The sequence below is a fragment of the Flavobacterium sp. GCM10023249 genome (assembly GCF_042653365.1).
Classification (GTDB): Bacteria; Bacteroidota; Bacteroidia; order Flavobacteriales; family Flavobacteriaceae; genus Flavobacterium.
Genome location: NZ_JBHSHZ010000016.1, coordinates 165,576 through 184,615 on the forward strand (window position 1 = coordinate 165,576; position 19,040 = coordinate 184,615).

Annotated in this window: 17 protein-coding genes and 2 tRNA genes; 2 read left to right on the forward strand and 17 right to left on the reverse strand. The window is 34.9% G+C overall.

Annotated features, from left to right (window positions below; all coding sequences use genetic code 11):
- Nucleotides 1-64: 64 nt before the first annotated feature.
- From ACFO7M_RS14335 to ACFO7M_RS14400, 14 genes are all read right to left on the reverse strand, one after another.
- Complete coding sequence (locus ACFO7M_RS14335) at nt 65-610, reverse strand: exonuclease domain-containing protein (RefSeq protein WP_379736408.1); 546 nt, start codon at nt 608-610, stop codon at nt 65-67.
- Nucleotides 611-641: 31 nt separating this feature from the next.
- Complete coding sequence (locus ACFO7M_RS14340; RefSeq protein WP_379736409.1) at nt 642-1,739, reverse strand: slipin family protein; 1,098 nt, start codon at nt 1,737-1,739, stop codon at nt 642-644.
- 558 nt (nt 1,740-2,297) lie between these two features.
- Entirely contained in the window at nt 2,298-2,747 is a 450-nt protein-coding gene (locus ACFO7M_RS14345) for a hypothetical protein (protein WP_379736411.1), read from the reverse strand.
- Nucleotides 2,748-2,757: 10 nt separating this feature from the next.
- Nucleotides 2,758-3,048: a hypothetical protein gene (locus ACFO7M_RS14350; protein ID WP_379736413.1), complete on the reverse strand. Its 291-nt coding sequence runs from the start codon at nt 3,046-3,048 to the stop codon at nt 2,758-2,760.
- Nucleotides 3,049-3,147: 99 nt separating this feature from the next.
- Nucleotides 3,148-3,218: transfer RNA gene (locus tag ACFO7M_RS14355), tRNA-Asp, on the reverse strand.
- Nucleotides 3,219-3,242: 24 nt separating this feature from the next.
- Nucleotides 3,243-3,316 (reverse strand) — tRNA-Arg (locus ACFO7M_RS14360).
- Nucleotides 3,317-4,104: 788 nt separating this feature from the next.
- On the reverse strand, nt 4,105-4,647 hold the full coding sequence (locus ACFO7M_RS14365; RefSeq protein WP_379736415.1) for an ExbD/TolR family protein: 543 nt from the start codon (nt 4,645-4,647) through the stop codon (nt 4,105-4,107).
- A gap of 125 nt (nt 4,648-4,772) precedes the next feature.
- Nucleotides 4,773-5,942 carry a DUF418 domain-containing protein gene (locus ACFO7M_RS14370; RefSeq protein ID WP_379736417.1) on the reverse strand — a complete coding sequence of 390 codons (1,170 nt, stop codon included), beginning with the start codon at nt 5,940-5,942 and terminating at the stop codon, nt 4,773-4,775.
- A 54-nt stretch (nt 5,943-5,996) separates the two neighbouring features.
- A complete protein-coding gene (locus tag ACFO7M_RS14375) occupies nt 5,997-6,551 on the reverse strand; it encodes a hypothetical protein (protein WP_379736418.1) in 555 nt (184 codons plus the stop codon).
- A 159-nt stretch (nt 6,552-6,710) separates the two neighbouring features.
- On the reverse strand, nt 6,711-7,124 hold the full coding sequence (locus ACFO7M_RS14380; RefSeq protein WP_379736420.1) for a c-type cytochrome: 414 nt from the start codon (nt 7,122-7,124) through the stop codon (nt 6,711-6,713).
- Nucleotides 7,125-7,151: 27 nt separating this feature from the next.
- A complete protein-coding gene (locus ACFO7M_RS14385) occupies nt 7,152-7,661 on the reverse strand; it encodes an ExbD/TolR family protein (protein ID WP_379736422.1) in 510 nt (169 codons plus the stop codon).
- Between the two features lie 240 nt (nt 7,662-7,901).
- A complete protein-coding gene (locus ACFO7M_RS14390) occupies nt 7,902-8,153 on the reverse strand; it encodes a hypothetical protein (RefSeq protein WP_379712626.1) in 252 nt (83 codons plus the stop codon).
- A gap of 44 nt (nt 8,154-8,197) precedes the next feature.
- Nucleotides 8,198-9,313 (reverse strand): DEAD/DEAH box helicase, encoded by a 1,116-nt coding sequence (locus ACFO7M_RS14395; protein WP_379712624.1) that lies wholly within the window; start codon nt 9,311-9,313, stop codon nt 8,198-8,200.
- A 597-nt stretch (nt 9,314-9,910) separates the two neighbouring features.
- Nucleotides 9,911-10,477 carry a helix-turn-helix domain-containing protein gene (locus tag ACFO7M_RS14400; protein WP_379736424.1) on the reverse strand — a complete coding sequence of 189 codons (567 nt, stop codon included), beginning with the start codon at nt 10,475-10,477 and terminating at the stop codon, nt 9,911-9,913.
- A gap of 263 nt (nt 10,478-10,740) precedes the next feature.
- On the opposite strand from ACFO7M_RS14400, the gene ACFO7M_RS14405 reads away from it, so the two are divergent.
- Both ACFO7M_RS14405 and ACFO7M_RS14410 read left to right on the forward strand, forming a co-directional pair.
- On the forward strand, nt 10,741-10,920 hold the full coding sequence (locus ACFO7M_RS14405) for a hypothetical protein (RefSeq protein WP_379712618.1): 180 nt from the start codon (nt 10,741-10,743) through the stop codon (nt 10,918-10,920).
- Nucleotides 10,921-11,083: 163 nt separating this feature from the next.
- Nucleotides 11,084-12,016, forward strand: a complete 933-nt coding sequence (locus ACFO7M_RS14410; RefSeq protein WP_379736426.1) for a TPM domain-containing protein — start codon at nt 11,084-11,086, stop codon at nt 12,014-12,016.
- Nucleotides 12,017-12,128: 112 nt separating this feature from the next.
- On the opposite strand, the gene ACFO7M_RS14415 is transcribed toward ACFO7M_RS14410, so the two are convergent.
- The 3 genes from ACFO7M_RS14415 to ACFO7M_RS14425 all read right to left on the reverse strand — a co-directional run bounded on the left by ACFO7M_RS14415 (nt 12,129) and on the right by ACFO7M_RS14425 (nt 19,040).
- Nucleotides 12,129-14,630, reverse strand: a complete 2,502-nt coding sequence (locus tag ACFO7M_RS14415) for a T9SS type A sorting domain-containing protein (protein ID WP_379712614.1) — start codon at nt 14,628-14,630, stop codon at nt 12,129-12,131.
- 95 nt (nt 14,631-14,725) lie between these two features.
- Nucleotides 14,726-16,489, reverse strand: a complete 1,764-nt coding sequence (locus ACFO7M_RS14420) for a hypothetical protein (protein WP_379736427.1) — start codon at nt 16,487-16,489, stop codon at nt 14,726-14,728.
- The gene (locus ACFO7M_RS14425) at nt 16,479-19,040 is read right to left on the reverse strand and encodes a hypothetical protein (RefSeq protein WP_379736429.1); all 2,562 of its coding nucleotides are present in this window, start codon (nt 19,038-19,040) and stop codon (nt 16,479-16,481) included. Before ACFO7M_RS14425 ends, ACFO7M_RS14420 begins: the two co-directional genes overlap by 11 nt.

The following is a 19,040-nucleotide window of genomic DNA, read 5'->3' on the forward strand; positions in this document are numbered from 1 at the left end:
GTCGGCTAGTTTACATTTGGCCGTAAATAATTAAAAAGCCGCAAAAAAGTTTTGCGGCTTTCAATTATTGGGTAAGAATCCAATTTAAAATTTTGGCGATATTTTTGGCATCATCCACCCCCCTATGATGGGTTCCTTCCAAGGGAATATTCAAAATATGCAAAGCACCATTCATACCTGTTGGTTTTTCTAAACCGTATACTTCAGCGAAGGTAGTCTTAACGTTGATATGATGAGAGCCCATTGGATAAGGAATTCCGAATGATTTACACTGCCTTTTCAGCATATTCAGATCGTATTGTCCATAACTTGCCCAAGTATATTCATCCGGACGGTATTCATTAACCAATTTTTCGATAGCTTCTTCAAATGAAATCCCTTTCTCATCTAATAATTCCTGAGTGATTGTAGTCAATTCAGTACAAAACGGACTGATTGTGGAACGTTGTGGTTGTACCAAAATTCCCTTATTTTGCGAAATCTCACCGCTAACAGTATCTAAAACTGCCAGACCGATTTCAATAATTTCATTTTCCTGACCTTGAGGAATGGAACCTTGCCAACAGGAAGCCTCAAGATCGATAATAATAATTTTATCTGTTGTTTTCATTATAATTTCATTAATGAAGGAGACTTTCCTTCTATTTTACAAATATCTCTTTCAATTGACCGATGATATTCCCACTTCCGGAAATTGTAATTTCACCAATTCTATCGGCTATTTTTTCTACATATTCCATTTCCTTCAGTTTCCAAAGCATATCATTTTCTTCCATCAATTTTGCGGTGTTTAACAAACTTCTTGTGGCAGCAGTTTCTTCTCTTCTCATGATACTGTTGGCTTGTGCTTTTTTCTCTGCAACCAACACCTGATTCATGATTTCTTTCATGTCTCCTGGCAATATAACATCTCTAATACCCGCATCAGAAGCTTTTACACCCAAAGCTGCAATTTTTTCAGCAACTTCAGACAAAATATTTTCAGAAAGACTGTCTTTTTTCAGCAACAATTCATCCAATGTAATGCTTCCTAAAAACGATCTCAAGGCCAATTGCATCAATACATACAATTGTTTTTCAAAATCTTTGTTTTCCAACAATGCTTTTTCCACATGGATTACTTGGTATTTCACAAAAAAATTGATTCTCAAAGTTGCTTTATCTTTAGTCAATAATTCTTGTCCTGAAATTTCCAATTGCTGTTGTCTCAAATCCACTGTTTTTACTTCTATTGAAGTCATATTGTTCCAGAAATAATAGGTTCCAGATGCAATTTCTTTTTCAAATTTGCCATCTACAAACAATACTCCTTTTTCGAAATCCTGCACTTTAAATTGTCTTGTAAAACTTCTAAGTTGGCTAGATTCCAATAGATAGTTAGAAATAGCTTCCGTAATGTATACTTTGGTCAAATCGATTACTGTAAATGTATTCCCATTTACTCCTTTCCAGAAAGCGTGTGTACCTATATTCAAGATAGATTTGAAATTACCATTCACGAACTGCAATGCAATTTGACCATCGGCTACTTCTATCACGTCCAACATCGATCGTAGTGTTTCATTTTGAAGTAAAAGGTTCAAATCGGTTGATGGTATAAAGGCTTGATTCATTTCAAAATATTCGACTTCTCTGAATCCATAAATCCAATGAGTTCCTTCTTCCAAAAGGGTTGTCAATTTTCTATTTTTAAATACCAATCCCACTTGGTATCCTTTTATTCTAATTCTTTGAATCATTATTTTTGTTTTTAGTTATTAATAATAAAAAACCTCCGGATTGCAATCCTCTCAAAAGGACGGAAAGATGTATGTCTACTAAAGCATCATAATGGTTTTGTACTGTTTTTTGTGTTCCACTCTTTTGAAATCAATCAAGCACAAGAGCAAAATAACGGTTCAGTAAACAAAGTCATCTTTCAGGTCAGTTGCAGAGTGCAGCATCAAACAAGTTGAACCCTACCGACTCCAAACCGAAGATTTTAAATTGCTTCTCTTTTTAATGAGGGAGAAAACTCAGGCTACATAAAAGTGTAGTGCTTTAACCAGACTAAGCTATACCGCCTAAGCGATAGCAGGATTCGAACCTGCGTAACATTCTATTGTTCTAACCAACTGAACTATCCCGACAATGCCAGGAGCGGGATTCGAACCCACGACCCACAGAAATGGTGGCTGTTTTCTGGAAAATAGTCGAAACCTTCAAATCAAGTTGCATAGTAAATCATGATACGCTTTGCGCAACGTTCACTACAATAGTGCTATACAGAAACACCCAACAAGACTTGTTTGATATTGTTATAATTGAATTGTTTTTACTTCGTAAGTATCTGTAAAGTCTTTAATAAGAACATTTTCAATAGTAACTGAAATATAATGTGGCATATAACAATCTGAAAATTCAGTAGCCACTTCATGTCCGTTACAACATGTTTTATTCATACCATCTGAACCGGAACTTCCACAGCAACCTGAAAATCTGTACTTATCCTTATGATTTTTAAAGTGGTAATCACCCCTTGCAATTATTAATTCTTTATCCTTAGAATATGGATTAGAGTAGATTGAAAATTTATTCTTATCAATCATAGTGGCTCTGTCCTCAAATCGCAATGCAACACTATCTACTTCATAAAGTAAATCTGTTAATAGTACACCACACTTTTTACAATACATTTTAATTGTTCTCATGTTCTTTCTTATTGCTGAACAAAGATTCAGAAACCAGTGCGCAATTATTCTGCGCACTGTTTAAAAATTATTCTAATCCTAATCGTTTCTGATGTTCTTTATCTCGTAGATCAATCGCTCCGAACGGACTGCCTTTAAAGAATCCAATGTTTTGAAAACCGTTCTCTTCGGTAATCAGCGATTCTTTTTTGGTAATGGCTCCCGTGTATTTGGAACCATAGTTACCGGTTATTTTTTTTGTAGCAGGATCTACATCACCCCATTCAGGAGTTTTACCGTTATAAATTGGCTCCACAAAATAGGTGATTCCAGTAATACGGGATTTCATTAGAAATCTACCCGTTTCGTCTGTGTTCATTAAAAATCGTTTTAAAATATCGGTTCTCATACTATTATTTTTTTACATTAATTGTTTACTATTTTACTATATAGTTTTCCTATTATTTAGTACTAATTGCGGCTCATACGGGAATCGAACCCGTGGCACCCGAGAGACAGTCGGGCATGTTACCATTACAACAATAAGCCTGTTCCTTTCTAAAGAACTTCTTGTGATTCCGACAGGATTCGAACCTGTAACCAACTGCTTAGAAGGCAGTCACTCTATCCAATTGAGTTACGGAACCAGTAAATAATGAGCATAAAAAAAGCACCTCGTTAAAGGTGCTTCATACATTACAATGGGATATTGCTATCCTACTGCCTATATGGGTACACCTGTTTTAATTCAACTGCTAAGTCGAATCTCAGTCTGAAATCGCAATCATTTGATACGAATGTATTTTTCATACTTTTTTGTGTTTTATAATGTGATGCTACTGCTTTCATTTTATTTTTTTATACTATTCCTGCCCAATGTTTGAGGAGTTGATTGTAATTCAATTCGTAATAATTTCGGTGCAAAGATAAAGTCAAAAAAAAATAAATTCCAACTATTTTTTACAATTTATTTTTCTGATTTACAGTATTTTACGGTCGTTTATATGCATAAGAAATCCTGTCCGTATACTTACAGATAATTTGTTTTTTTCAAATGGCTGTCTCTCATCTGATTACTATCCAAAACCGATTACTTTCTATTTTGTTTATACATGAAACATTTTCTATTTTTTTTTGTATTTTATTACTTTGTGCGATTCTTTTTTAATTCATTTCAGCATTTTAGCCATAAAAAAAGCGTCCTTTTTTAGAGGACGCTTACTGTTTTTTATGTGGATAAACCGATTTATTTCAAATCTGATACCTATCAAAACGAACAAACGTCACCTGTTGCACAGGAAATTGATCTCCTGAACGTAAGTCTAAACTTCTGTTTAGTAAAGCCATATGTTTGTTTTGTGTTTTCATTTCGGTAGCAAATGTAGGATAATTTTTTAATTTAGGCTGTGAGACAATGCAATTTTTAGCCTGAATGTTATTTAGAAGCTAACAGCGCTTCTTCTTCGGGAGTGATATCAACTACTGCGTAAGTGGGTGTTCTGGCAATTGCTAATTTATCCAAAACGTTTACCAAATTACCATAAGTGGATTGTTTTGATGATTTAATTATAACGGTTAAGCCACTTTTATCACCATTTAATTTTTGAAGCATTTCATTTTTGAATAGTAATTCTTTTGTCAAATCGTTATTATTATAACTGAATTTATTTGGCCCTTCTAATGGAGCATTAAAATCTCCAAAATAACTTACTATTTTGTTATCATTACCCAATAATAAAGTCATAGTGCGATTATCGGTCAAACCCCAATAGCAGTGAGTCGAATGATCAATTTCATCTTCCTTATCCGGCATCCCCAATTCCATTGCATTATTTCGTGCTAAAAAGGAAGTCAACATAAAAAAGACAATTAGTAAGAAGGATACACTTACCATTGCGGTTAAATCTATTCGAGGATGTAATTTTTTGGTTTTTGGAGTTATGGATTTTCTGCCAAACTCATTTCTTGCTTCGCTCATACTATTTGGTTTATTGGTTCGTAAGAAATAAGCAGCAAGAATTGTACCGAAATGTTAAGAAAATCTAAAATAATCATACAATACAAAATGATTTACAATTACTACTTCTCTCCTATCTTCTTTTTTTACCCTTCAAGCTTTTTATTTTTAGAAGCAATAGGTAACATTACTAAAGTATTCGATGTCTTCCAGGTACCACTACATTTTCTCCATAACCATTCAAAAGGACCGTAGCTATGCGATTGCAACCACCAATAACTAAATAGAATTTGAAGTACATAAACTATTATCGCCAATACAAAGTAAAAGTACAAAGGCATATGATGAAACAAGCGCAAACCTACACCTTGAAACACCAACAAACTGAGTATATTTTGCACTAGATAATTCGTAAAAGTCATTTTTCCTACCCATGAAAATGCGTTGAATACAAATTGGCATTTCTGATGGCTATACAATACGACTATTCCGGAAGCTGTAAATAGCATAGTGGTGAGAACTATCCAATAATTGGACGCAAAATATTTCAAATAACTCCATTGTAATGAACTGGAAAGTATTAGGATGGCCCACAAAACAAGTGTGAGTACTAATGAACTAATCATTGTTTTTCGAAAAAGTGACTTTTTATCCTGTAGGTTTTCAAAAAAATGACTCTTTTGTAACGCCAAACCTATCAGCATACAAGTAAACATAACCCAATGTGCCGTAACCGAATAGTGTAAATTGAGTACTTCAAAATAATACGAACTTAAAAAATTGTACTGCAATACGTCGAACCAATGATGACTGAATCGCAATGGCGCTATACTATTGCTCAATGCAGTTACATAGGAGTTGTCAATACTATTGATTTTTGCGGCTAAAAAAGGAATAATCAAGACAAAGGCAGCTATAGTAATCCCTAATTTACGGACAGAGAAATGAAGGAAAAATAGAAAAAGTAAGCCCAAAAAGGCATAATCTCTCAAGATATCGCCATCAAAAAGCAAACTGTTGAAAAAGGCGAAAACCAATAAAACCAGTAATCTTCTGATAAGGAACAAATAGGATTTTTGTTGCATTCTAGTGTAAATAACCCCAAATCCGAATCCAAACAATACGAAAAGTAAAGTCCATCCTTTGGCTGAAAAAAAATAGCTTTCAACAATTTGTATTAACGATGACCAAAAACCTTTGCCATTGATTTCGCCTTCCGGACTATAAGCATAATACAAATAATTGGAAATAACGACCACTAAAAGTGCCCAACCTCTCAATACATCAATAATTGCTAAGCGTTTTGGTGTTTGCATACTTGTTTTTTAAGGGTAAAAACTGATTTAAATCAATTTTATTCTATGAAATGATTAATTTGATTTTTGTGTATTGTTTATCAGCAAAACACTCATTCCGAAATACACGGCAGAAATGACCAATTGCGTCAACAAGAAAAACAACACAATATTGAATGACAGTAGTACTTTTAGTCGGTACAGTATCATAGTGTAATAAAGCAAAAGAGCTACACTTGAAATCATCCCCAAAACGGTATTCATTTTTTGAAAAAGAACCACCAAATTTCCAACTAACAATAAAGACAAAGAATACGTAAAAAGGATGGCAAAATAGTGAGGCTGAATGAGCATTTCACTCAAATAAAATGTTCTGAAAGTCTGTGCGTCCAGGTTACCTAAAATTAAATCGTAAATTTTACAGTTCAACGTAATATAAGGTGTGAAGGCTTCTTTAACTGATAAATAGGTAATTGAAGCCAAAAAAATAAGTAGAAAAACACCGAACGTATTCAGAAGGACTTTGAATAATAACGGATTATTCTCCTCCTCTATTCCTTTGGGCTTGACATAAGATGTTAATGGAATCCATCCCAAAGCATAGGAAATTCCTTTTCGTTTAACAGACATCAGGGGCTTCCAGATGCTTGCCAAATACGAAACTTCGACAATATCTACCTGATTCCGCTTTAGAAAAAAAACATAACAGGCGTTGGAAAAAAACAAAAATGTACAAAAGAAAAAACTCAAATAAATGGTAAACCATTCCAGATTAGTAAAACTCATAATTCATTCAGTTTGATAGATAGTTGTATTAAATTCCTTTTTTTCGATAAAGTAATAAAGATCCTGTAAATCACGCTTGGAGAAAATAGGAAAAGAAGGCATTAAAGCCCACCCTTGTTTGGAAAGTTGTAAGGCGATAGGATCGTTCATTTGTTTCATTTTAAAGTTATCTGTGGTATAACGAAACAACCAATCCATACTTCTTTTTTTGGTAATCCCAGCCAATGCAGGTGCTGTCATTACCTGTTTCATATTGATGGCATGACAGGAAGCGCAATTCCTTTTGAAAAGGGTTTCGCCTCTTTTGTACTGTGGATCTTGTTTTTGTACTAGTGATGGTATACAGTAATCTGATTCCGAAGTGCGATAAGCAGAAAATAATCCAAAACAACAAAACAATAGAAAAATTCGAGTCATATACTCTAAGAAAAATGAAAAGTAATTTTATTTTGTGTTCAACACGATTTGTTCCTCGGGTGTAATATCTACTAAAGCATAGGTGGGTACTTTGGTAACAGCCATTTCATCCAATATCTCCACCATTTTTTTATAGTCTACATTCTTAGCCATCTTTATCAAAACTACTCTATTGTCCTTTCCCTCTTTAGTAATAGAAGACTTCAGTCGAAGCAGTTCCTTGCGAATTCCATTTTCGCCATATTCAAATTCTTTAGGTTTTTCTATTGGAAACTCAAATGTACCGATATAGCGAATCACTTTAGTATTATCCACTAACAATGTAATAGTACGTTCAGGAGCAACTTTCACATCATCCGTTTTTTCCTTATTGATTGTTCCAAGATCCATCGATTGCGGTTTCGACAACATCGTTGTTATAGCGAAAAAAGATAAGACAAAGAACAACCCTCCAACTACTAAAGCTACATAAAGTATAACTTTAGATGTGCTAGAAGTGGTTTTGCGCTTTTGATTGGTATTAAGATGCTCTTCCATTGATCACTACTTGTTTTTGAGTCCCGAATATACAAAATACTTATGGTTTGTATTCGTCTGTAGAAAATATATTCTAGTGTTTTTGTCAAAAAAGAATTATCCTGAATTGGATAAAACTATTTTAATTCAAACCTATTGCAAAAAAAACACCTGAAAGATTGCTGAAATCCATCAAGTGTTGTGTAGTGTACTCCGAACTAATTTCAGTAGTTCAAAGTTGTTCCCTCTATTTTTAAACGCTTAGGCTTGATCCGCTTCTGGCTTCTGTATTTTGGGACTTGCTGCATCTGTTGATGCAGTCTCTGCATTTGTTTTCATAAATGCTGGGGGCGTATTGGTTAAATGTCCGTTTTCATCCACGTAAACGATCATACTTTCCAACCCTTTTCCTTTATTATTATTCGCTTTTCGGTCTTCTCTTTTTTGACTTTTTAGCTTTTTCTTTACGATTTTTTTCTTTCTATTTTCTTTCTTAAAAAATGAATCTGCCATACTTTTTATATTAAATTTCCACATCCCTGTATCTACTGTTTTTTTTATACTTCTGAAACTTTAAGCTTTACTCCTATTAGTTTCTCTATGTTTCTTAGGTCTGATTTCTCATCAACGCTACAAAACGTCACTGCAGTTCCGCTTTTACCTCCTCGACCGGTACGACCAATACGGTGTACATAGGTTTCGGGGACATCGGGTAAATCAAAATTGACCACATGCGGTAACTCATCAATGTCAATCCCACGTGAAGCAATGTCGGTAGCAACCAATACTCTCAACGAATTCAGTTTAAAATCTTCCAATGCTTTCTGACGTGCATTTTGCGATTTATTTCCATGAATGGCTGCAGCAGTAATTCCTTTTTTGGTTAGTTTTTCCACCAATCTGTTTGCACCATGTTTAGTACGGATAAAGACTAGAGATCGCGAAATTGCGCTGTCGTCCAAAATTGTGGCTAACAATTGTTCTTTATCGTTTTTCTCTACAAAGTAGACCGATTGTGCCACAGATTCTGCAGTAGAAGAAACCGGATTAACACTTACATATTGAGGATTGGTAAGTATCTTGGCCGCTAAACTTTTAATACTATCGGGCATAGTGGCCGAGAAAAACAAAGTTTGTCGTTTGACAGGTAAAAGGTTCACGATTTTTTTCACATCATGAACAAATCCCATATCCAACATACGATCGGCTTCGTCTAGTACAAAAATTTCCAAATGGGAAAGATCAATTTCTTTTTGACTGATTAAATCCAATAGCCTTCCCGGTGTTGCAATTAATATATCAGTTCCCTTACGTAAGGCTTTAATTTGATGAAAAGGGGAAACGCCTCCAAAAATTAAAGTATGTTTTAGCTCTAAATGTCTCCCATAACAATTGAAATTATCACTGATTTGAATCGCCAACTCTCTAGTTGGAGTTAGTATAAGCGTTCGGATGGCATTGGGTTTCTTCTGTGGATTTTGCACCAATTGCTGTAGAATTGGAATAGCAAAAGCTGCCGTTTTTCCTGTTCCTGTTTGTGCACAACCCATTACATCATTTCCCTTTAAAACAAAAGGGATCGCTTGTTGCTGAATGGGTGTTGGTGTTGTATAATTTTCCTGTTCTAGTGCCTTAAGAATCGGATCTATTATATTTAAATTTTTAAAAGTCATAGTGTAAAAATTATAAGTCGTAATCGACTTGAGTTACTTCAAGAAACCGTTGCTCATTTGTAGCGTTAGTGGTTTCATTGAATGGCACAAAGTGGTGCCTATTGAGGTAGTTGCAATACAAAAACAAGTCAAGCGAATTACCAGGGAAAGCCGAAACTGGAATTCGTTGCTCAATTTTTTGCGAATACAACAAAAAAATTGTGATTAGTGGTGTACTTGGGTACAGAGTCAGTGCGCTGATACCTTTTATTGAATATACAAAATGGAGGAAAACAGTATTGTTTTCGTGGAGAGGTGCTTCTGATACCTAAAGGAATGGTAGCACAGTTGTGGTACTGAAGCTAAAAAGCTCAGTTTTCCAACATAAATAGTCATAAAGGGAATTGTTATTAATTACTAATAAGGCAACTGAAACGCCAAAACTGAAGAGAACTAAATAACAAATTGCAGATCAGGACGAGCACTGGCAGAAAACCAATCGATGGCAAATATAGTCATAAAATAGTAATTTAGAGCACTTTTCGGGATAAAGTTGGGATTACCAGATTATTAGACTGTTCGATTCTTTGACTTTCAGGAACTTTAGCCGCTCAACCACTACCTAGACTCCACCAACCGAACTAGTTCCGAATCCATACTCCCACGTTGGAATAATTCATGTTTCAACCTTTCATGCTTTAGCGTAAGGATGTCCAGCTCCATTTGTAATTTAGTTTGAGGCAAATGACTATTCTTCTTTAGGGTATGCATGGCTTGACTTTTTAATGTGTCTACATGTTCCATATCCATATTCCAATTGTCAGAAGGATGGCTTTCTAAATAATCAGCAAATTGGATAATCGAAATGGCTTTCTCGTATTTAGTCTTAATTCTTCTGAGTTTGTTTTCAATCAGCATCTGTCTCTTTTTATTCTCAAAAATCTCATTCTCTAAAAACTTTTTGATTTTCTGACTTTCCACTTGCGTCTCCGGAAAAATAGGACGTTTTGCTTCTAAATTCAGTAACTCTGTACAAATTGAACTCAACTTTGTAATGGCTTGACCTGGCAGATTTCGCTTTCCAATTTCAAACATGGCCAACTGGCTCTTATGCACTTTCAGTAACAGGCAAAGATCATTTTGGGTTATTCCTAATAATTCTCTTAACGGATGTTTTTCTATCATTGGTATGACTATTTACTGTGATTATTTTTTTTTAAAGAAACTAAAATCACTGTTTTTGTGATTTATTTTTTAAAATGTAAGAATAATCACAAAAACGATACCACACCGAAAAGCATTGGATGAGAATCACTACTACTAAACCAGCAAAAAAATTCTTACAATAAATTATGATTGCACATTTGCAATTTCATTCCAAAATAGTACATTAGTAGCACAATTCTTACAAATGAATTGTATTCAATAACAAACTAAAAAAAAAAATCATGTTAAAAAACATTTTAAAACTGAACGGAGCGCAAAAGCTTTCGAATGAAATGCAAAAATCAATTCAAGGAAAAGGAGACGATCTAATGGCTTGTATTTGTCCTGACGGCCAATTGGTAGTAACACACGGAGACAGCTGTCAGCAAATTATAGCTCAATTTTGTGCTATGGACGCCTAAGAAGCGACTCTTACATAAAAAATCCCCAAGGAATGAGGCTTTGGGGATTTTTTTTGATCTTTACTCAAATAAATATTTTTAAAATGAGGCTATTTTACTACTTCTAAGTACATTTGAACCGAATACTCTTAATTTTTACTGATCACGAAATTTCGAAAAGCGTATGATTAAAAAGCTTTTGCTTTACTTTTTTCTTCTTGCTGTTTGTACAATTGCTATTGGACAAATTAAAATCCCGGAAAGACCGGCTCGTATTCCTTTCGTTATAGACAGTACGAACACGCTCGACATATACGAACGAACTATTTTAGGAAGTAAATTAGAATATTACTGCCGAAATACCACTACAGAAATTGTAGTGATGCTAGTTTCCTCAACCCATGGAAACAATATAGAAACTTATGCCAAGGAAATTGGCCAAAAATGGGGCATCGGGAAAAAAGGAAAAGATAATGGTATTGTCATGTTAATTGCGATAGATGATCGAAAAATGAGCATTCAAAACGGTCGTGGGATAGAACTTATAGTAAGCAATACCAAAACAAAACAGATTATTGATGAGCAAATCACACCCTATTTTAAAACCAACGCTTATTTTTTAGGAATCAATAATGGGCTCACAGCCCTATTTGGTATTTTGAAAGATGAATTTACCAATGAAGGGAATTCAGATGCACTTGCGCATTTTATTGTAGAAAGTCGGTCCACTTCAGGAACCAATCAAGTAGAAGATTATACAATCGGTGAAGGACTATCCAAAGAAGACAATACAGGAGTTATTGTGCTACTTTTAGTCTGTTTGGTAGCATTCATTTTTATCGTTGTTTCGCTTATAAGAGCGGCGACAGGCAGAGGACTGATTGGTTACAGAGGAACTACGATTGGCGGTAATGGTGTACAAAATAATTTTTACAACAAAACCAGAGTAAACAATACAATTAATTTTTTCTCCAATCGAGCTAGCGGTTATGGGAGTTTCAATAGTAATTCAGGAAGTAGTTCCGGTAGTTTTAGTAGTTCCGGTAGCTCCAATAGTTCAAGCAGTTCAGGAAGTGGCGGCACTTTTAACGGCGGCGGTGCTTCCGGTAGCTGGTAAATTATAGACAATAAAAAAAATCCCCAAAGTAGGAAACTTTGGGGATTTTTTTTATTGTTTAACTAAGGAATAACTCCAATAATTCAAATACTGATCATTAATTGAATCGGTGTTATTCTTTGATTATTTTTATTGGTGTTTTTTCATCTCCCGAAGTTACTGTTCCTAAATAAATTCCTTTACTCAATTGAGAAACATCTAAACTAAATTGCAAAGAATTAGGCTTTATATCTATGAGTTTTTGACCATTAATTGTATAAATTTCAATAAAATTGATACTTTTTTCAGATGAAAAATTAATAGTGTAATTTACAGGATTAGGATACATTTTAAAATTATTTGTAGTGTAGTTATCAGTTGAAAGCGTCGGTTCATCTAATAATGCAATACGATTTCTACCGACTCCATTATAGGAAGTAAATAAACCTCCAATCAAAATTTTGTTATCAGATGTCAATTCAATTTCCGAAATCCTATTATCAGCGCCTGAACCTGTAACAAAACTATTATCCAATGATCCATCTGAATTTAAACGAACTATATTTTTAACCGGAGTACCATTATAATTTGTAAAAGAACCACCAATTAGTAATTTTCCATTAGATAACAATTTAATTTTAAAAACTCCAGGATTGTCAAAGCCAGTTCCAATAACAAAACTTGTATCTAAAGATCCGTCAGTATTTAAACGGGCTAAACCATTCATAGGGAAATTGTTATACGATGTAAACGGACCAGCAATTAAGATTTTCCCATCTGGTTGGATTATAATTTCATCAATTGAAGTAGTATTACCACCATTGCCAGAGTTGAAAGAAGTATCCAATGTACCATCAGTATTCAAACGGGCAATATTGTTTCGAGACACACCATTATAAGCTGTAAAATCACCTCCAATAATAATTTTCCCATCTTGTTGAATATCCATTCCATAAATAGAATTAACACCATTAGCTCCAGTACCACTAGAATTAAAATTAGTATCTAATGATCCGTCAGAATTTAAACGAATTATACCATTAAATGGATAAGCTCCATACGATTCAAAACCACCACCAGCAACTATTTTACCATCCGATTGAATTTTGAATACATTAACTCTGTCTAGAGCATCAAATCCAGCACTGAATCCAGCATCTAAAGATCCGTCTGAATTTAAACGGGCAATAGCATTTCTTTGTGTTCCTCTGTATTTATTGAACATTCCACTAATAATTATTTTCCCATCGGATTGCAATTGTAAATCAAGAACATTTCCATCTGCTCCAGTATCAGTATTAAAACCGCTATCTAAAGTACCGTCACTACTAATTCTGGCCAGTCTATAATTTAAAACTCCGTTATAACCAACGAATCCTCCACCAATGATAATTTTTCCATCCGTTTGTTTTTGCATGACAGTTACACCTCCATTGGCTCCTGTACCTAGATTATAAGGAGTATTGGGAGTACCATCATCATTTAATCGTACAATGTAATTTCTACCTTTTTTATTGTAATTCGTAAAACTGCCCACAACAACAATAGTTCCATCAAGTTGCGGTTCAACAGAATAAAAAATACTTAAAGCAGCATATCCTACAGTAAATGAAGGATCTACAGAACCATCAGTATTCAAACGAAAAACACCAGACTCCTGGTTAGTTGGAGCCAAATCACGATTACCAATAAGAATTTTACCATTTTGAAGAAGTGATACAAATTGAATCCCTTCACTTAAAGAGGTAAAATTATGGGCACTGAAATTGAAGCTATTATCCAAATCACCGTTTGAATTTAATCTTACTATCCTATTTTTATTAGTCCCATTGTATACTGAAAACATTCCTGCTACAATAATCTTACCATCCAATTGTACAGCAATTGAATAAGCTGTTGCATCAAATCCAGATCCAATTGTAAATGCTGAATCAATACTTCCGTTTGTATTCAAGCGTACGATTCTATTATGTGGCAAGCTATTATAAGTAGTAAAACTACCAGCAAGTAACACCATTCCATCAGATTGTATTTTAATAGAATGTATATTGGCATTTGCTCCAGTCCCTACATTAAAAGTAGAATCTAACGTTCCGTCGGCATTTAATCGGGCAATTCTGTTTTGTGATAAACTATTATAAGTAGTGAAATTACCACCCATCAAAATTTTGCCATTGGATTGTATTGCCAAAGTATTGACCGTATTATTGGTACCTGTTCCTACTATAAAAGTAGAATCCAAAGATCCATCAATATTAAGACGTGCTACTCTGTTTACTGAAGTTCCATTGAATGTTGTAAAACTTCCCCCAATCAAAATTTTACTATCAGCAAGTAAAACTACAGTTTGAATGGCATTATTTGCCCCAGTACCGGGATCAAATGTTGTATCTAATGATAAATCGGAATTAAGTCTTGCTATCCTATTTCTGGAAATTCCCATATACGTTGTGAAATTTCCACAAACAATAATTTTTCCATCCGGTTGTGTCACACTAGAATAGATAACAGTATTTGAAGTGTTACCATTTCCAAATCCGGAATCAGATAAATTAAAAGTCACGTCTAAAGTCCCAGCTTGTGAAAGAGCTGTCAAGGAATAGATGAGTAAAAAAAGTAGTGTAATTTTTTTCATAGTAAAATTTGGGTTTTGGGAACAAAAGTATTGTTTTTCAATCAAAATTTAATTGCTAAATAGTTAATCCATTTCAAAATAAGCTTTGGGGATTTTTAGTATTGTTTCTTTTTATGACTTTGTTTGTATCGAATCACATCTTTAACGATGGTGGTATTGTTGCCGTTAAAAGTGACTAATTCCGAAACTATCTGCGGATTGGTCTTTATTTTTTGGGCTACAATTTCATAGGCGATTTCTTTTGTAACCTGCTCCAATTCATGGTGTTTTTTAAATTCGCCTTTGATTACTTGTAAATAAACAGTATTCGTATTTGTATTGATTTTCTCAGCATAAATACGCTCTATTTCGGTGGAAAGTTCTTCAATGGCATCGAAAGTGGAAAAATAAAAGCTCATACAATTGGCAGCGTCTTTTTGTTCGTCCCATCCTTTAAGTACGGTTTGTCGTGCCTCATCCATCAATACCATTTTTTCTTTGTAAAGCAATGCCGCTTTGATATACTTAGCACCTGAAAGGTATTGGTCTACGACCAACTGGTACTTTTTATTGGCCTCTTCCCTATTACCCATCTTAACCCATACATCACCGGCTTTTTCGTGTTCGTTCAGTTCAGTATACAATGCTAATGCTTCTTTGAAGGCATAGCCTTTTTCATAACACTCAGCCGCTTTGAATTTGTTGTTGTTGTATTTCAACTGCATTACAGCAGCCTCATGATACAATCCGTCCTCTTCGAGTATCGTGGCCGCCCTATACGTATTTTTCAATAATTTGTAGTAAATATGGGCTGCCATTTTATAATCTCCTTTGGCCAAATAGTCTTCAGCAACCTTTTCATAGCGTTGGTGCAACGCATCAAAACGATGGTTATCGATTAAAGCATTGCCGTTGCCATAGGTTCTTCTAGTGTTGAAATTATGGGAATCGAAAAGGTGGGCATACAACAAACCACCTAAAATTACCAAAGTAAGAAAACCAATCGAAATGCCCAATCCCTCCCCAAAATTGTTAGCATTACAGCTGCGTAATGACATAATAAAAAGAATTACGAACACAAAACGAACAGCGCCATAATTGGACATTACCCAAGAAATTTTCTCCGCAATACCACCCATGTCTAGTTTAAAACCGTCGACATTCCAACCGCGGTTAAAAATAAAACGACCGTCATTTCCTCCTCTGGACGAACCAATTGCATCCAATGGTATTCCCAATTGCAATGCTTTCTCAGGATGTTTCTCCAAATACGCCAACAGTTTGTCAATTTCTTTGGTATTACCTGCCATGATTTTTTTAATATTAAAAGGCAGGTTTTCCAAGGCTTCTTCTTCAGTTAGCGGATTTTCTAAGGCCTTTTGCAAAGCTTCCTGATCAATACTGATTTGCAATGAAGTAATCTGTTTAGGAATTTTAACCGACTGCAATGGTGCTGTAATGATGCATTCTTTTATTTCTGGTAATTGCAGCAATTTAGACCAATCGATCGCTTCTTCGAGTTCGCACAATCCGATTTCGGGATGCATCAGGTGAAAATGCGGTGAAAAAACAGTGGAAAATTCTTCTGCGCTCATTTCAGGTACTAATACGGTTCGCTCCGGAATGAATACTTTATTTTCAACCATCTGGAAATACGAATTTTTACCTAGGTCGATTCCGTTTTGTTCTTCTTCCATCATTACCAATACACCAAATAACTGATTGGCAATTGTACCCGCCACAGGAAACACTTGTAGTTGTTCCAAAGCAAAACCCATGCGATCTATTTCACTTATCCAATGTTCCAGCGAAGCACTACGGATAAAAATACCACGTTTCGGAAAGTGTGATTTGGTATGTATTTTTAATTTAAGTTGCATGCGTTATAATGGTATAAATGAATGGTCTATAATAATTTTGAATGAATACTTCGGGAGATAAATCCAACTGAATTCCTTCTTCTTTAAAATACGGATTTCCGGTAAAATCTTTTTCACTGGCCATTGCGGTTTGACAATTCATCACAAAAGGAATATAAAAAACAGGAATCTCTTCATTACTGCTTTTGAATACCAATACACCATTCTGATTCGTAATTGTACTTCCGTCTTTCGATTCGGCACCAATAGTTTCGGTAAAACAAACGGCACCGGTTTTTTCAATTGCTTCTTTTATGGCTTTTGCCTTGACTTCCGAAATATTCGAAAGGATAAGTCCAGAACCTTCGTTCGCAATTTCATTTGCCTTTTGCAAACTAAGTCCAGCTTCTTCCTTAATGGCTTTGATCATCGGAAGCATCTTGAAACTCGGTCGCTTCAGATACAAATTGACTTTCATTTCAAATTTAGTATCATGATTAGCAATCATACTCAAAGTAGGATATCCATTTTTATGAAAATGCAACGTATTCGTATCGAAAATAAAAGAATTAAAATAGAATACATTGTCATACAATTGTATTCTATCCAAACGCCTGACGATATTGTATCGTGGCTTGCTTCTTTGGTATTCCATTACAAATTGCGATAAACTGTCCTCATACTCGTTATAAGCTTCTTTTGTCTTGAATGTCTTGTCTTGCATTAAATTCAAATTTCCATCAATTTCCCAAATCGATTGGTCATCTTTGCAATACAAACGTTCTCTGTGATTAAAGAAGAAAAGATTCTGATTGGATAATTTAGTATCGAACACTTTCTTCTTCTCAATAATATTTCCGCTTTGCAGGTCAATCAGGGCAAGTTCCAAAGGCTCTTCATAATTGTAGATCAAAAGTTGATCTCTACCTTTGGCGTCTGTTACCATTGCAAATCTTCCGTTTACAAAAAGTAAATCCGAAGCAACTTTCGTCAATCCTTTTTTAAACTTTTCTTCTGAAAAACGGTATAGACCTCGATTAAAATAGGCATAGTAAATTCCGTTGTTGTGAAAAACAGCCTGGTAATTTCGATCGATACTGTATAGCAACGGTATTGGATGCAAAGGATTAAGTGCAAGTACCGTGCTTTTACTAGCCGATTTTTGTTGTTTTCGTGCCCACAATTCTTCCAAAGGCAAAATCATTTGTTGCAGCAGTTTGCGGCCTTTGTTTTGACTCTTATAAATGCGAATCATTCCATCGGCTTGTGCCATAAATACATATTTAATCGTATCGCCATAACTATTCATTGCGCGTTGCATCGGCAGTTGCTTTAGACTTTCTTCGGTCGTAAACAAGAATAGTTCTCTATGTTTGATTTCTTTTTCATGATCCGTAATAAAAGATTCCAAACCAGCACCACAATCCAACACACCATTCAATTTCCCCAAACCGTCAATTACTTGAGCGATAGAATTAATGTATACTTTTGTATAGTCTTCCCCAAGGGCAAACACTTCACAATCAATGTCAGTTTTTGGGTGCTTGGCTACGGCCAGTGCTGATGCAAAAGAAAGATTCTTAGGATTTCCCCAATTTCTCAGTGTCGTATCAATTAATAAAACCCGTTTAAAATCATCCGGTTGCGGCGGAATTTCTCGTTGGATATACAAGGCTTCATGATTTGCAATTCGCGACAGAAAGACATCATCATCATTTGCAAACTCCGAAATGAGCAACTTGTCAAAATCGCCCTTATTGGTTAGATCGGATATCCCGCCCAAAGGCTGCATGCTGGGTGTATTGTGATGTAAAGGAATAGTTAGACCCGACCAAATTCGTTTGATTAGACTTCCTACCGGAAAGGTTTGTTCGTTCTGCACTAATTGGTCGATGAATTCTTCGGAGGAAAGCGTTGAAGTTTCCTCTAAAATTTCCTCGTTCCATTTTTCGTTCAATTCCTCCTGCGGCAGATTTTCCATCGCATTGATAATCGATTGCGTTAATGGAAAAGTCGTTTTTAACAACGAGATTGTTCTAAAATCTTTGATGAAGTTCCCTTGATTGAAAGGTATTGGCGTATTCTCTTTAAAAAAGTGTTGTTCGTAATTTTTAAACTGAGCCAGCATTTTTTTCGCTGAATCTCCTGATATACGGTTATGACACTCATTAAATATAGTTTGAAACAAAAGGATGCGTTTCTCTCCTACTTTATATTCGTTGGGAAGCGCTTGTAATTGTTTTAAAAAACCAATAATCGTTCTACTTTTTAAATATTTGAAATTCTTTAGATTGTATTCTTCAACCTTTCTATTTAAAAACGTTTCTATTTGAGCAATACCATTTTCACTTTCCGGATTGGTAGCGATAATGGCTAAAAGTAAAGAACCAAGAGGCGGAATCGTATCTACGGATAACAAGTCCAGGATTTCCAAAATATAATCCGAATACGCGATGGTATCTTGAGTGACAGGAATCTCATAAATGTAATTCCATTCACCGAAGTCATCGATATACAACTCTGCTTTCCAGAAATAGTCATCGTAGGATTGAAAATATTTTTTAAAGTCCAT

Coding starts and splice junctions, on each gene's coding strand:
- ACFO7M_RS14335 (WP_379736408.1), bottom strand. CDS start 610: ATGAAAACAACAGATAAAATTATTATTATCGATCTTGAGGCTTCCTGT.
- ACFO7M_RS14340 (WP_379736409.1), bottom strand. CDS start 1,739: ATGATTCAAAGAATTAGAATAAAAGGATACCAAGTGGGATTGGTATTT.
- ACFO7M_RS14350 (WP_379736413.1), bottom strand. CDS start 3,048: ATGAACACAGACGAAACGGGTAGATTTCTAATGAAATCCCGTATTACT.
- ACFO7M_RS14365 (WP_379736415.1), bottom strand. CDS start 4,647: ATGAGCGAAGCAAGAAATGAGTTTGGCAGAAAATCCATAACTCCAAAA.
- ACFO7M_RS14370 (WP_379736417.1), bottom strand. CDS start 5,942: ATGCAAACACCAAAACGCTTAGCAATTATTGATGTATTGAGAGGTTGG.
- ACFO7M_RS14375 (WP_379736418.1), bottom strand. CDS start 6,551: ATGTCTGTTAAACGAAAAGGAATTTCCTATGCTTTGGGATGGATTCCA.
- ACFO7M_RS14380 (WP_379736420.1), bottom strand. CDS start 7,124: ATGACTCGAATTTTTCTATTGTTTTGTTGTTTTGGATTATTTTCTGCT.
- ACFO7M_RS14385 (WP_379736422.1), bottom strand. CDS start 7,661: ATGGAAGAGCATCTTAATACCAATCAAAAGCGCAAAACCACTTCTAGC.
- ACFO7M_RS14390 (WP_379712626.1), bottom strand. CDS start 8,153: ATGGCAGATTCATTTTTTAAGAAAGAAAATAGAAAGAAAAAAATCGTA.
- ACFO7M_RS14395 (WP_379712624.1), bottom strand. CDS start 9,313: ATGACTTTTAAAAATTTAAATATAATAGATCCGATTCTTAAGGCACTA.
- ACFO7M_RS14400 (WP_379736424.1), bottom strand. CDS start 10,477: ATGATAGAAAAACATCCGTTAAGAGAATTATTAGGAATAACCCAAAAT.
- ACFO7M_RS14405 (WP_379712618.1), top strand. CDS start 10,741: ATGTTAAAAAACATTTTAAAACTGAACGGAGCGCAAAAGCTTTCGAAT.
- ACFO7M_RS14410 (WP_379736426.1), top strand. CDS start 11,084: ATGATTAAAAAGCTTTTGCTTTACTTTTTTCTTCTTGCTGTTTGTACA.
- ACFO7M_RS14415 (WP_379712614.1), bottom strand. CDS start 14,630: ATGAAAAAAATTACACTACTTTTTTTACTCATCTATTCCTTGACAGCT.
- ACFO7M_RS14420 (WP_379736427.1), bottom strand. CDS start 16,489: ATGCAACTTAAATTAAAAATACATACCAAATCACACTTTCCGAAACGT.
- ACFO7M_RS14425 (WP_379736429.1), bottom strand. CDS start 19,040: ATGGACTTTAAAAAATATTTTCAATCCTACGATGACTATTTCTGGAAA.